Raw genomic sequence first — 13,960 nt, forward strand, 5'->3', positions numbered from 1 at the left:
GTGAAAGGTGAGAGCAGAGGCAAACAAAAACGAAGTTTTTAAGTTTGACTATGCCGAACCGACTCCTATATTCTGAAAATATAGCGAAAGGTGAGAGCAGAGGCAAACAAAAACGAAGTTTTTAAGTTTGGCTATGCCGAACCGACTCCTATATTCTGAAAATATAGTGAAAGGTGAGAGCAGAGGCAAACAAAAACGAAGTTTTTAAGTTTGACTATGCCAAACCGACTCCTATACCCCGAGAGTACGACGAAAGTCAAGCGGAAAATAAAATATCGGACCCCGATTTCAGATATTTCTTTATTCCAAACCGTATCCTATATTATCGGAATATAGGCAAAGCAACCAAACCTCGCAGCCGAACTTTTCTGTTTTTCATTCGTTATTCTGCAAAATCCTATTATACCCACAGTTAGCAAAAGGAGTTTTTAACGAAAGCCTTAATTTTATAACAAAGCTATTTTCTCGTAATTGGAAAAATCGCATTATCTTTGCAAAATGAGAATATATACATATAAGCCATACAATAAGTAAATGAAAGAAAAACAACTAATCCAAACCATTATAGAAGGCATTCAAGAAAAAAAAGGGAAAAAAATCACCACCGTAGATCTCTCGGACATAGAATCGGCTGCAGCTTCATACTTCGTCATCTGCGAGGGACAGTCGACTACCCAAGTGGCAGCGATTGCCGACAGCGTGAGAGAGTATGTGCAGCAACACACCGGCACCAAACCTTTCGGATACGACGGATACCAAAACAGCCAATGGATAATTATCGACTACGGCAGCATTCTGGTACATGTTTTCCTGCCCGAATACCGCAACTACTACAAACTCGAACAATTGTGGAACGATGCCAAATTGACAGAGATTCCTGACGTGGAATAATTTTTGATACACCATTTGCATCTTATACTATATATAAAATATGGGAAACAACAACATGTCTCCATTAGGGCCTAATAAGAAGAAGCGCATCCGGTTCAACCTGTACTGGATGTATGCGATTATCGCACTGCTTCTGTTTGGCCTCTACTATGCCAACGATCCTTCGATGAGCAAGGAGGTGAACTGGTCGGAATTTGAAAAGATAGCCAAGGAGGGCGGCATGACCAACGTAACGGTTCATGCCAAGAAAGACTACGTCGAGGCTCAACTCAACGACAGCACGGCCAAAGCTATTTTCAAAACCGACAAGATTACCGGCAAGCCCATCGTATACACCAACATACCCTCGGGCGACAGTTTTGCCACTACCCTCGAGGCGTGGAAAAAAGACTACGGCTTCAAAGCCGATGTCAACTACGAGAACAGCAGCGATCTGACCAATATCCTGTGGACCTTCGGCCCCATCGTATTCTTTATTATCTTCTGGATTTATCTGGCCCGCCGAATGACCAACCAGGGTGGCGGCGGTGGCGGCGGCGTGTTCAATGTGGGCAAGGCCAAAGCTCAGCTTTTCGACAAGGACGGAGCCGTGAAGGTAACCTTCGACGATGTAGCCGGACTCTCGGAGGCCAAACAGGAGGTCGAAGAGATTGTAGAGTTTTTGAAGAATCCCAGTCGATATACCGACCTGGGTGGCAAAATACCCAAAGGCGCTTTGCTGGTAGGCCCTCCGGGGACCGGTAAAACCCTGCTGGCCAAAGCCGTAGCCGGCGAGGCCAACGTACCGTTCTTCTCGCTGTCGGGTTCCGACTTCGTCGAGATGTTCGTAGGCGTGGGTGCGTCGCGTGTGCGCGACCTCTTCCGCCAGGCCAAGGAGAAAGCCCCCTGTATCGTCTTCATCGACGAGATCGATGCCGTGGGTCGTGCCCGTGGCAAGAACCCCAACATGGGTTCCAACGACGAGCGGGAGAACACCCTGAACCAGTTGCTTACCGAAATGGATGGTTTCGGGTCGAACAGCGGCGTCATCATTCTGGCTGCCACCAACCGGGCCGACATTCTGGACAAGGCCCTGCTGCGTGCCGGACGTTTCGACCGTCAAATCTACGTAGAGTTGCCCGAGTTGAACGACCGAAAGGCCATCTTCAAGGTACACCTGCGCAACGTGAAGATCGACGACTCGGTCGATGTAGACCTGTTGGCCCGCCAGACCCCGGGATTCTCGGGGGCCGACATTGCCAACGTCTGCAACGAAGCCGCCCTGATTGCCGCCCGCAAGAACAAGAAGAGCGTACAGCGTCAGGACTTTATGGATGCCGTCGACCGTATCGTAGGCGGTCTGGAGAAGCGGTCGAAAATCACGACTCAAGAGGAGAAACGCTCCATCGCCATACACGAAGCCGGGCATGCCTCGATCAGCTGGCTGCTGCAATATGCCAACCCGCTTATCAAGGTGACCATCGTACCACGCGGTCGCGCGCTGGGCGCTGCCTGGTATCTGCCCGAAGAGCGGCAAATCACCACCCGCGAGCAGATGCTCGACGAGATGTGTGCCACGCTGGGAGGCCGGGCCGCCGAAGAGGTATTCCTCGGACGCATCTCGACCGGCGCCTCGAACGACTTGGAGCGGGTCACCAAGCAGGCCTACGCCATGGTGGTCTACTTCGGTATGAGCGAGCAGTTGCCCAACCTCTCCTACTACGACTCTACGGGTCAGGAGTATGGATTCACCAAACCGTACAGCGAAGAGACGGCCAAACTCATCGACAAAGAGGTGAGCCGAATCGTAAACGAACAGTACGAGCGCGCCAAGTCGATTCTGCGCGAGAATGCCGAGAAGCATGCCAAACTGGCCGAGGTACTGATTACCCGCGAGGTTATCTTTGCCGAAGACGTGGAGCAGATATTCGGCAAGCGTCCGTGGATTTCGCGTACCGAAGAGATACTGCAAGACGAAGAGGCAGCCAAGAAGGAGGAAGAGGCCGAACACAAAAAACCGGAGGCCGAAGGCAATCCGACACCGTCTGACGAAAAACCTCAACCGACAGCTGAAGGCACGGCCGACCAACCCAAGGCTGAAAACGGCGAAACAAAAGGAAATGAAAAAGATACCTCCGACTCGAAGGCCTAACCGCCCGACAAGCGAGAGAATCTACATGATACAAGAGATACAGCCGACAATCGACTGTATCTCTTTTTTTATCGCTTTATCACAAAAAAAAACTACCCAGAAGGGCCGCTTTATGGGATTATACCTATATTTGTAAACTATATGAAAGCGTAAAGCACAGCCTATGCCGAGTACCCGCTGCCCGCAACTGTCGCTATATGCCTTATAATTCACCCAACATCAAAAATAAGGAACCGTGAAAAATCTACTGACCCGAACTTTTACCGGTATACTGTTTATCGTTATCATTACTACGGCTGTCTTGTCGGGAGCCTATACCTTTCTGGGCATTTTTGGTATCGTCGCCCTGCTTGGCTATGTCGAATTTCTCATGCTTACCCGATTCGGTAGGCCATTCGATCAACTCACTTTTGTCATCGATATGGCAGGAGCCTGCGCCCTGTTTCTCACGGCCTTTTCCTATTCGGGCCAATTAGGCGAGTCGCTTCATAAAGCCTCGATACTCACCTACCTCATCTATCTGGTAGCACGCTCCATCATCCAGCTCTACCTGTCGCCCGACAAGTCGCCCGTCATGGGTTGGGCATACAGCATATTGGGACAAATCTATATCGTTCTGCCCCTTGCACTGCTCGGTGTATGGGGATACAGTACCGAATATCAACTGCTGTACGGCCACCCCGAATACATACTGATGGCCCTCTTCGCCTTCATCTGGATAAACGATACCGGCGCCTATGTGGTAGGCAGCACGCTGGGACGCCACCGGCTCTTCGAGCGCATCTCGCCCAAAAAGTCGTGGGAGGGATTTTTCGGCGGCCTGCTCTTCTGCATCATTCTCGGCTTCTGCCTCAACTACATCATACCCGGCATGCTCACCACCGCTCAATGGGTAGTCATGGGCATACTTACCTCGGTATTCTCGACCTGGGGCGACCTGTGCGAATCGCTGCTCAAACGCACGGCCGGCGCCAAAGACTCGGGCAAACTGCTCCCCGGGCACGGTGGCATCCTCGACCGGTTCGACAGCGAGCTTCTGGCCTCGCCCGTGATATTCATCTACCTGACACTCGTTTTATAAACCAGATGCTTGCACCGATGCCATTTTTGCACTAATTTTGTGAGCATCAATTACACATACCTATGAGCGACCAACGTTACAACCTGCGCGGCGTATCGGCTTCGAAAGAAGATGTACACAACGCAATCAAGAATATAGATAAAGGTATCTTTCCCAAGGCCTTCTGTAAGATTATCCCCGATATTCTGGGCGGCGACCCCGACTATTGCAACATCATGCACGCCGACGGTGCCGGCACCAAGTCGTCGCTGGCCTACATGTACTGGCGCGAAACCGGCGACCTGAGCGTGTGGCGGGGCATTGCACAGGATGCCCTCATCATGAACATCGACGACCTGCTCTGCGTAGGTGCCACCGACAACATACTGGTATCGTCGACCATCGGCCGCAACAAGCTGCTGGTACCCGGCGAAGTAATCTCGGCCATCATCAACGGCACCGAAGAGCTGCTTGCCGAACTGCGCGCATTGGGCGTGAACGCTTACAGCACGGGCGGCGAGACGGCCGACGTGGGCGACCTGGTGCGCACGATTATCGTCGACAGCACCGTAACCTGTCGCATGAAGCGCAAGGATGTGGTATCGAACGAGCACATACGCCCGGGCGACGTCATCGTGGGACTCTCGTCCTACGGCAAAGCCTCGTACGAAAAAGAGTACAACGGCGGTATGGGCAGCAACGGACTCACCTCGGCCCGCCACGATGTCTTTGCCAAATACCTCGCTGCCAAATATCCCGAGAGCTACGACAACGCCGTGCCCGAAGAGCTGGTATACTCGGGCAAGCTGAAACTGACCGACCAGATTGCCGAACTGGGAATCGATGCCGGCAAACTGGTACTCTCGCCCACCCGCACCTACGCACCCGTCATCAAGAAACTGCTCGACGAGATGCGTCCGCGCGTGCACGGTATGGTACACTGCTCGGGCGGAGCCCAGACCAAAGTGATGCACTTCGTGGAAAACATGCGGGTCATCAAGAACAACCTCTTCCCCGTACCCCCGCTGTTCAGCATCATCCAGGAGCAATCGGGTACCGACTGGCACGAGATGTACAAGGTCTTCAACATGGGTCACCGCATGGAGGTCTATGTCGACGCCGAGGATGCCCAACGCGTGATCGACATCAGCCGCTCGTTCGACATCGATGCCCGCATCATCGGCTATACGCAGGCAGCCGACCACAACGAGCTAATCATCGAATCGGACAAAGGCCGGTTTGAGTACAAATAACGATCAAGTCACACCCCTAAAACCAGAAGCGTCATGTTAATCATAGGAATAGCCGGTGGAACCGGGTCGGGCAAAACCACCGTCGTGCGAAAAATCATTGAGAGCCTTCCTCCCGGACAAACAGCCGTTATTCCCCAGGACTCCTATTATTGGGACAGCAGCGATGTGCCGGAAGACGAACGTCAGAACATCAACTTCGACGAGCCGGCAGCCATCGACTTCGACCTGCTGGTCAAGCACCTCAAAGAGCTGAAGGCGGGCCGCCCCATCGAGCAGCCCATCTACTCGTTCCTCACCTGCACCCGGTCAAAGGAGACGATCACCGTCGAGCCTCGCGACATCATCATCGTCGAGGGTATCCTGATTCTCTGCAACGAAGAGTTGCGCAACATGATGGACATGAAAGTATTTGTCGATGCCGATGCCGATGACCGCCTCATCCGGGTCATCAACCGCGACATCATCGAGCGGGGACGCACGGTCGAGATGGTAATCGACCGCTACCAACGGGTACTCAAACCCATGCACCTGCAACACATCGAACCTACCAAACGCTACGCCGACATCATCATCCCGCAGGGCGGTCACAACACGGTCGCCATCGAGATTATGACCAACTTTATCTCTCACAAGCTCAAAGGGTAAGCCTATGCCGAGGAACATATCCCGCTGGATATATGTGCTCCTCGCCCTCTGTCTGCTCACGGCCTGCGGAGGGAACAAGCAGCACACCGCCGAAGAGGTGCCGAACGACTTCGACTCCATCTGCGAGCGGGGCGAACTGCGAGTTCTCACGCTCTACAGCTCCACCTCCTACTTCCTCTACCGAGGCGAAGAGATGGGTTATGAATACGAACGCATCAAACAGTTTGCCGACCACTACAACCTCAAGACCACCGTCATCGTAGCCGACAACATCAAGCACCTCACCGAGATGCTGCAACAGGGCAAGGGCGACGTCATCGCCTACGAGATGCCCATCATCGGCGACGCCAAAAACGAGTGGCTCTACTGCGGTGCCGAAAACATCACCCACCAAGTGCTCATCCAGCCCCGCAAGCCCAAGGACGAAATGATAAACGACGTGGTCGACCTCATCGGGAAAGATGTCTACGTCGAAGCCGGCTCGAAATACGAAGAGCGCATCAACAACCTCAACAACGAATTGGGCGGCGGCATACACATCCACCACATCGACAAGGATACGGTGGTGACCGAAGAGCTCATCGAGATGGTCTCGACCGGCGAGATACCCTACACCCTGGCCGACAACAACCTGGCGCAGTTGAACCGCACCTATTACAACAACATCGACATCCACCTGCAGGTGAGCTTCCCCCAACGGGCCTCGTGGGCCGTGAGCAAGACCTCGCCCGCCCTGGCACACGCCATCAACCAGTGGGTGAAGGAGAACCAGAAATCCGACTCCTACCGCAGCATCTCGCGCCGGTATTTCGAACTGAGCAAGTCGTTCCCCAACTCGGCCGTGCTGTCGGTCTCGAAAGGACAAATATCCATCTACGACCACCTATTTAAAAAGTATGCCCGCGAACTCGACTGGGACTGGCGCATACTCGCCGCACAGGCCTACAACGAGTCGCACTTCGACACCTTGGCCGTATCGTGGGCCGGAGCCCGGGGACTGATGCAACTGATGCCTCGCACGGCACAGGCCTTCGGGGTATCGGCCCAGGAGATTACCAACCCCGAGAAGAATCTGAAGGCGGCCGTCAAAAGCATACAATCGCTCAACAAAAGCCTCTCGGCCATCCAGAACAAAAACGAGCGGCTCAAGTTTATCCTCGCCGCCTACAATGCCGGGCTCGGCCACGTGCTCGACGCCATGGCGCTGGCCGAGAAGTACGGCAAGAACCCCTATGTATGGGACGACAACGTGAGCGACTTCATCCTGCTCAAGAGCAACCCCGAGTATTTCAACGACGAAGTGTGCAAATTCGGCTATTTCAGAGGACGCCAAACCGTAGCCTATGTTCATGAGGTTCTGCGATATTACAAAATATATCAAGAAAAAATCCCCTTATAAAAACCTTTTTCTCCAAAAGTTTTTTATCTTTGTAAAAGATAGAAGTCAATCGGTCTGGTAGAAGAACGTCGATTTTCACCGGTCTCTGTACTCGTCAGTCCTCCCTCTCCCCGACAAGAGACGGGAAATGCCGTGTGTGAGTCTCCTGCTCGATGAACCTGAAATTGGCCCTATCGCCATCAAATGAATTGCCGTGCAGCATGTTTCGCGCCATCTTTTGCCACCATGCCGCCCTCTTTTTCAACTTACTAAATTTTGCGTATTACATATTTCTAACTAAAAATTTAAAACGATGAAAAAGAACAAACTGAATGTGGCTATTGCCCTTACCTTAGCAGCGACTCTCTGCTTCTCGTCTTGTATCGGATCGTTCAGCCTCACCAACAAGGTACTTAGCTGGAACGGCGGTGTAGGCAACAAATTTGTAAACGAACTCGTATTTATCGCCTTCCATATTATCCCGGTATACGAGGCAACCGTATTTGTTGACCTCATTGTGCTCAACTCTATTGAATTCTGGACCGGCAGCAGCCCCATCGCTCAGGAATCGACCAAGGAAGTGAAAGGCGAAAACGGTGACATCTATCTGGTAAAGACCGATAAAGACGGCTACACCATTACCAACACGGCCGACAACTCGACCATCGGTTTCGTATTCGACAGCAACGACAACTCGTGGTCTCTCTCGGCTAACGGCGAAACGACCAAATTCATGACCTTCGTCGATGACAACCACGTACAAATGGTAGGTGCCGACGGCAACAACATGACCGTAGAGCTTTCGCAAGCCGGTGTACTGGCCTACCAACAAGCTGCACAACAGCTCAATCTGGCTATGAAATAAGCTCCGTATCACATACAAAAAAGGGAGGCAATCGCGCCTCCCTTTTTTTGTATCTATCCCCGCCAACGGCGAGACTATGCCGGGGAGGGAATCCCCTCCCCGAGCGGAATGTATCAATGCTCGGCAGCCACCTTCTCCAGGATGAGAACCAGGTGATTCCAGAACTTCTCTACGGCCGGGATGTGCATCATCTCGTCGGGAGAGTGTACGCCCCGCAACGTGGGACCGAACGAAATCATGTCGAGTTGCGGATACTTCGTCAGGAACAGGCCGCACTCGAGACCGGCGTGGATAGCCTTGATGGCCGGGGTCTGCTGGTAAAGCTCCTCATAGGCAGCCACGGCAATATCCTTGATGTGCGAGTGCATGTTGGGTTTCCATCCGGGGTAACCGTCGCCATGCGTAGGCTCGGCACCGGCCATCCGGAAAAGACACTCTACCTGATAGGCGATGTCGTACTTCTCCGACTCGACCGAACTGCGCTGGCTCGTAGCCACCACAATCTTACCCGGCTCGGTCATCTTCACCGAGGCCAGGTTGGTCGAGGTCTCTACCAACCCCTCAATATCGTGGCTCATGGCTATCACCCCGTGAGGTGCCGCATAGAGGGCACTGACGAGCGAACGGGCCACTCCATCTTCAATCATGAACTCGGGTGCATCGACCGTAGCAACATCTACCGTCACATTCGGGTCCACGCCACTCAACTCGGCAGCCACATCGGCAGCAAAGTGGTTGACCTCGGCCCGGATAGCCTCCTTATCCTCGGGATTCACGGCAATCACCGCCATGGCCTCGCGCGGTATGGCGTTGCGCAGGTTACCGCCGTCGATGGCACACAGGTGAATCTCGTGACGTTGCATGCACAGCCACAGGAAGCGGGCCAGCAGTTTGTTGGCATTGCCGCGGCCCAGATGAATATCGCCACCCGAGTGGCCGCCCAGCAGGTTCTTCACCTCGACCCGCAAGTAGAACTTACCGGCCGGTAGAGGCTCCTGCTTGTAGGTAAAGGTCGACGTGGTGTCGATACCACCGGCGCAACCGATAAAGATTTCGGCCTCGTCTTCCGAATCGAGGTTCAACAGATATTTGCCGTCGATCATACCGGCTTCGAGACCGAAAGCACCCGTCAATCCCGTCTCTTCATCGACGGTAAACAGCGCCTGTATGCGACCATGCTTCAACTCCTTGTCGGCCAGCACCGCCAGAGCGGCAGCAATACCGATACCATTGTCGGCACCCAACGTCGTGCCCCGAGCCTTCACCCACTCGCCATCGACATACGTCTCGATGGGGTCATTCTCGAAGTCGTGTTTCACATCGCCGTTCTTCTCGCACACCATATCCATATGAGCTTGCAAGATAACGGTAGCAGCCCCTTCGCAACCCGGGGTAGCCTCTTTGGTAATCACTACGTTGCCCGTCTTGTCGACCTGGGCTGCCAGATTTTGTTCCCGGGCAAAAGCCAACAGGAACTCACGAATGCGCTCCTCCTTTTTCGAAGGACGGGGAACCTGAGTAATGGCATCGAAATAGTGCCAAATTGATGAGGGTTTCAGTTCTTTAATCTCCATTTTTTTCTATTTTAGTTACAATTTGTTCATTGCTAAACTTTCTGTACTCGAAGAAATTTATGTTAAATTTCCCGTTTTTACCGATTCTATCGTCAAAATATTTCCATTCTTCGACCAAATTCACATTTTCCTTTCCTATATTTGCACAGCAAAGACGGCCGTAAGGCATACACAACCAACACGTTTGTTTCTGCCCGCTCGGGGGTCTTTGTTTTACTATACAAATATAGTGAAAGGGAAGTGCAAAGACAAATGAAAAGACGAGTTTTCAAATGGACAGAGCCGAACCGATCTCTGTATTTTTAATGAAAGAAGGAATGTGGATTATTTTACTTTTTACCATAGGGTTTCTTGCACTGGCTGTCATACTCTTGGGCATACGGGTTTTCTTCGTCAAGGGAGGCAGGTTCCCCAGCCCGCACATCAGCGACAACAAATACCTGCGTAAAAAGGGTATTTCCTGCGCGGTCTCTACCGATGCACAGGAGAGGAAGGAGAAACTTATATAACGATATAATATTTTAGACTGATAAATAACATGAAGACTTTTACTCTTGCAATCCGGACTGTAGCTGTGATTGCCGTTTCTTTATTGATGGTACAATGCGGCAATAAACAAAACGCATCGAATCAACCCTCCAACAACACCGCATCGTCGGCCTCCTTCGAAGGGAAATTACCCATCGCTTACATCAACGTAGATTCTTTGCTCTCCAAATACAACTATGCAAAAGATCTCAACGAAAAGATGATCAACAAACAGGAGAACGCCCGCGCCTCAATCAACGAAAAGGCTCGTCAATTAAAAAAAGAGCAGGACGACTTCCAACGCAAATATCAAAACAACGCTTTCCTCTCGCCCGAGAGAGCTCAACAGGAGTATCAACGCCTCGAAAAGAAAGCTGCCGACCTGCAAGAGTACGCTCAACGCCTCGACAACGAGAACATGCTCGAGCAACAAAAGATGCTCATGCAGATGAACGACTCGATCAACACCTTCATCAAAGAGTATAACCAAGACAAAAAATACGAGGCTATCTTCAACAACGCCAGCACTCTCTACATCAACCCCGCCTACGACATCACCAACGAGGTGGTCGAGCTGCTGAACAAACGCTACGCCGCTGCCAAGAAATAAGATTACAAAACATTTTCCATAAGACAAGGGGCTGTGTCGATACAAATTCAGGCACAGCCCCTCATATTTTAAACCTATGATACCATTGAAAGTATTACGAGAAAAAGACACTACATCCGCCCCTCGTCGGCATAGCTGAAGTAGCCCTCCTCGCCCACGATAATATGGTCGAGCACGGCAATATCGAAAAGCGAGGCAGCCGCCTTGATCTTGCTGGTTACCTTATCGTCGGCACCACTGGGAGCCAAATTGTTCGACGGGTGATTGTGACACAGAATCAGGGCCGAGGCCAACTGCTGCAAGGCCGACCGCATGATCAGCTTCACATCGACTACTGTCGCCGCAGTGCCACCCTGGCTTACCCGCAAGGTATCAATTACCCGGTTGGCCCGGTTGAGCAGGAGCACCCAGAACTCCTCGTGCGGCAAGTCAATCATTTGCCCCCGCATGAGGCTGTACACATCGGCACTGTGGGTAATGGCGGGACGCTTGGGCAACTCCTCGTCGCGCCTGCGGCGCCCTATTTCCAACGCCGCCATAATGGTAATGGCCTTGGCTTCGCCTATCCCTTTGAACGGTTTCACGAAATCGTCTATACCATATTTTCCCAGCCGGTTCAGGCTGTTGCCTGCCGCATTGAGAATGCGTTGCGAGAGCTCCACTGCCGTCTCGTCCACATTGCCCGACCCGATGAGAATGGCTATCAGCTCGGCATTGCTCAAGGAGCGGATGCCGTGCAGCATCATCTTCTCGCGCGGACGGTCTTCGGCCGCCCACTCGGTTATCTTCAACTTGTCGCGCTTGCGGTCCATGGCTACTTTCCTTTACGCAGGCGCACCTCTTCGGCTTCGTCCCGACCGCGGCCGAGTATCACCTTCAAGAAGTAGGCTTTCAAGAAACCCACACCATATCCGCACAATTGTATGAGACTGGCTACCACCGACAACGCGGCTATTTTGAGCCGCTTGTTCACGCACCACGACACGATAAAGACCGCCAACAGATAGGCAACCAACGGCAGAATGGCCGGCCACCAGAAGAGCGACCCTATAATCATGACCAACGCCCCTACGACAAAACAGGCCGGAAGCCAGTGAACGAGCTTCAGCGTATCGGGGTAAAGCAGGTAGAGCGAAATGCGCGACATCCCGAATATATACACCTGCCTGAAAAACAGCCGCAGGTTCACCCTGCGCTTGTGGTAGACAAAGGCATCGCGTATGAGGGTAATGGAGAATCCGGCCTGACGGATGCGGGTACTCATGTCGATGTCCTCGCTGAACATCTCGCGGAACCCGCCCACCCGCTCGTAGACCTCGCGCGAAAAGCCCATGTTGAAGGTACGCGGGGTAAACTTCTCGAGCTGGACCTTCCCGCCCCGGATACCACCCGTAGTGAGAAACGAGGTCATCGAATAGTTGATAGCCTTCTGCACGTCGCTGAACGAGTCGTGAGCAGCATCGGGACCTCCGAAACAGTCGGTATAGTGTCGTTGCAAGGCCGCACTCAGCACCTCGAAGTAACGGGCCGGTATCACGCAATCGGAATCGAAAAAGATAAAATAGCGACCCGATGCCCGCTCCATACCGTAGTTGCGAGCAATGCTACGCCCCTCGTTCTCCTTATAATAGTAGTGTATGTCGACCGACGACTCGTAACGCGCCACGGCATCGGCACACCGCACGGTCGAACCATCTTCGACCAAGACGATTTCAAAATCCTTACAGGTTTGTTGCGACAGGCTCGCGAGCAGGTCGCTCACTTCGTCGGGCCGGTTGTATACCGGTACAATAATCGAGAAATAGGGCATAACGGTAATATTCTGTTTCGTACAAATATATAAAAAGGTAAGTGCAGAAACAAATGAGAAAACAAGTTTTCAAATTCGACTATGCCGAACCGGCTCCTATATCCGTGAAACAGATATACATCTTTCATCTCAAACACCCATCCAAGAGCTGGGCCGAAACATATCGGGCACAAAAAAACGGGCCCCGTTTGCACGAGACCCGTTTTTTTATGGCATGAATGCGGAATCGATTCTTTATTTGGCACGCTCGATATACGAACCGTCGCGAGTATCGACTACAATCATCTCGCCCGTTTCGATAAAGAGAGGCACGCGTACCGTAGCACCCGTCTCGACCGTAGCCGGTTTAGTGGTGTTGGTAGCGGTATCGCCTTTGAGACCCGGCTCGGTGTAGGTCACCTCGAGCTGTACCTTTACCGGCAATTCGGCAAAGAGCACCGTCTCGGTCGAAGCATCGGAAACCACCTCGACAACCATACCCTCTTTCAGGAAGTCTACACCCGTGATAAGGTCTTTGTTGATAATCAGGTCGTCCCAAGTCTCCTGATTGAGGAAGTGATAGTGTTCACCCTCGTTGTACGAGAACTGATACGGACGACGTTCTACCCGTACATCTTCCAGTTTTTCACCGATATTGAAGCGGCGTTCAAGCACACGACCCGATACCACATCTTTGAGTTTGGTACGCATAATCGTGTTTCCCTTACCCGGTTTTACATGTAAAAATTCTACACAGAAATAGAGCTTTCCGTCCAAACGGATACAGGTTCCGTTTTTAATGTCTTGCGAGTTAATCATACTTTGTATACTGTTTTGTATTTATATTATTCTTTGTTTCTGAACTTTCGAGGTACAAAAGTAAACTAAATCAATAAAATCTCAAAAAGAAAATCCCCAAAAATGGGTAATCTCTTGGTTTATTAAAAAAAAGTATCTATTTTTGCAGTCCGAAAAAAGGAATAATAACGATAAAAATATAACGGCAATGAAAAGAACATTTCAACCTTCGAACAGAAAAAGAATTAACAAACACGGATTCCGTTTGAGAATGTCTACTGCAAACGGTCGTCGCGTACTGGCCAGCCGTCGTGCAAAAGGTCGTGCTAAATTGACGGTTTCGGACGAAAGACATCCTTTCTAAAAAAATTTATCCGACATATGAAACGGGGCTGTATCCGACGATGCAGCCCCGTTTCATATTATATCGGCTCCTCC

Annotated in this window: 14 protein-coding genes; 10 read left to right on the forward strand and 4 right to left on the reverse strand. The window is 51.7% G+C overall.

All coding sequences use genetic code 11. The annotated features are described in order from the left end of the window. Positions 1 to 534: 534 nt before the first annotated feature. The 7 genes from rsfS to Q1K76_RS03690 all read left to right on the forward strand — a co-directional run bounded on the left by rsfS (position 535) and on the right by Q1K76_RS03690 (position 8,223). Positions 535 to 891 carry a ribosome silencing factor gene (gene rsfS / locus Q1K76_RS03660; protein WP_087409671.1) on the forward strand — a complete coding sequence of 119 codons (357 nt, stop codon included), beginning with the start codon at positions 535 to 537 and terminating at the stop codon, positions 889 to 891. Between the two features lie 40 nt (positions 892 to 931). Then, positions 932 to 3,022: an ATP-dependent zinc metalloprotease FtsH gene (gene ftsH, locus Q1K76_RS03665; RefSeq protein WP_087409672.1), complete on the forward strand. Its 2,091-nt coding sequence runs from the start codon at positions 932 to 934 to the stop codon at positions 3,020 to 3,022. A gap of 235 nt (positions 3,023 to 3,257) precedes the next feature. After that, on the forward strand, positions 3,258 to 4,103 hold the full coding sequence (locus Q1K76_RS03670) for a phosphatidate cytidylyltransferase (protein ID WP_300131145.1): 846 nt from the start codon (positions 3,258 to 3,260) through the stop codon (positions 4,101 to 4,103). A gap of 62 nt (positions 4,104 to 4,165) precedes the next feature. Then, positions 4,166 to 5,335, forward strand: coding sequence for an AIR synthase related protein (locus tag Q1K76_RS03675; RefSeq protein ID WP_087409674.1), 1,170 nt, complete (start codon positions 4,166 to 4,168; stop codon positions 5,333 to 5,335). 33 nt (positions 5,336 to 5,368) lie between these two features. Further along, the gene (gene udk, locus Q1K76_RS03680) at positions 5,369 to 5,980 is read left to right on the forward strand and encodes a uridine kinase (RefSeq protein ID WP_087409675.1); all 612 of its coding nucleotides are present in this window, start codon (positions 5,369 to 5,371) and stop codon (positions 5,978 to 5,980) included. Positions 5,981 to 5,984: 4 nt separating this feature from the next. Beyond that, positions 5,985 to 7,379: a transglycosylase SLT domain-containing protein gene (locus tag Q1K76_RS03685; protein WP_258328008.1), complete on the forward strand. Its 1,395-nt coding sequence runs from the start codon at positions 5,985 to 5,987 to the stop codon at positions 7,377 to 7,379. 292 nt (positions 7,380 to 7,671) lie between these two features. Further along, a complete protein-coding gene (locus Q1K76_RS03690) occupies positions 7,672 to 8,223 on the forward strand; it encodes a DUF3332 domain-containing protein (protein ID WP_087409677.1) in 552 nt (183 codons plus the stop codon). 113 nt (positions 8,224 to 8,336) lie between these two features. Here Q1K76_RS03690 and Q1K76_RS03695 read toward each other — a convergent pair whose 3' ends face one another. Beyond that, positions 8,337 to 9,797 carry an aminoacyl-histidine dipeptidase gene (locus Q1K76_RS03695; RefSeq protein WP_300131148.1) on the reverse strand — a complete coding sequence of 487 codons (1,461 nt, stop codon included), beginning with the start codon at positions 9,795 to 9,797 and terminating at the stop codon, positions 8,337 to 8,339. Between the two features lie 272 nt (positions 9,798 to 10,069). Between Q1K76_RS03695 and Q1K76_RS03700 the strand changes: the two genes are divergently transcribed. Then, positions 10,070 to 10,306, forward strand: a complete 237-nt coding sequence (locus Q1K76_RS03700; protein WP_300131151.1) for a hypothetical protein — start codon at positions 10,070 to 10,072, stop codon at positions 10,304 to 10,306. 29 nt (positions 10,307 to 10,335) lie between these two features. Then, complete coding sequence (locus Q1K76_RS03705) at positions 10,336 to 10,935, forward strand: OmpH family outer membrane protein (RefSeq protein ID WP_298662174.1); 600 nt, start codon at positions 10,336 to 10,338, stop codon at positions 10,933 to 10,935. A 110-nt stretch (positions 10,936 to 11,045) separates the two neighbouring features. Here the strand turns inward: Q1K76_RS03705 and radC are convergent, their stop codons facing one another. The 3 genes from radC to efp form a co-directional block, all read right to left on the reverse strand. Then, positions 11,046 to 11,747 carry a DNA repair protein RadC gene (radC, locus tag Q1K76_RS03710; RefSeq protein ID WP_300131154.1) on the reverse strand — a complete coding sequence of 234 codons (702 nt, stop codon included), beginning with the start codon at positions 11,745 to 11,747 and terminating at the stop codon, positions 11,046 to 11,048. A 2-nt stretch (positions 11,748 to 11,749) separates the two neighbouring features. Next, the gene (locus tag Q1K76_RS03715) at positions 11,750 to 12,745 is read right to left on the reverse strand and encodes a glycosyltransferase (RefSeq protein WP_258328002.1); all 996 of its coding nucleotides are present in this window, start codon (positions 12,743 to 12,745) and stop codon (positions 11,750 to 11,752) included. A gap of 234 nt (positions 12,746 to 12,979) precedes the next feature. Beyond that, positions 12,980 to 13,543: an elongation factor P gene (gene efp / locus Q1K76_RS03720; protein ID WP_008862476.1), complete on the reverse strand. Its 564-nt coding sequence runs from the start codon at positions 13,541 to 13,543 to the stop codon at positions 12,980 to 12,982. 187 nt (positions 13,544 to 13,730) lie between these two features. Between efp and rpmH the strand changes: the two genes are divergently transcribed. Then, a complete protein-coding gene (gene rpmH / locus Q1K76_RS03725) occupies positions 13,731 to 13,886 on the forward strand; it encodes a 50S ribosomal protein L34 (protein WP_008862477.1) in 156 nt (51 codons plus the stop codon). Positions 13,887 to 13,960 lie beyond the last annotated feature (74 nt).

The sequence above is a fragment of the uncultured Barnesiella sp. genome (assembly GCF_946496565.1).
Lineage (GTDB): Bacteria > Bacteroidota > Bacteroidia > Bacteroidales > Barnesiellaceae > Barnesiella > Barnesiella merdigallinarum.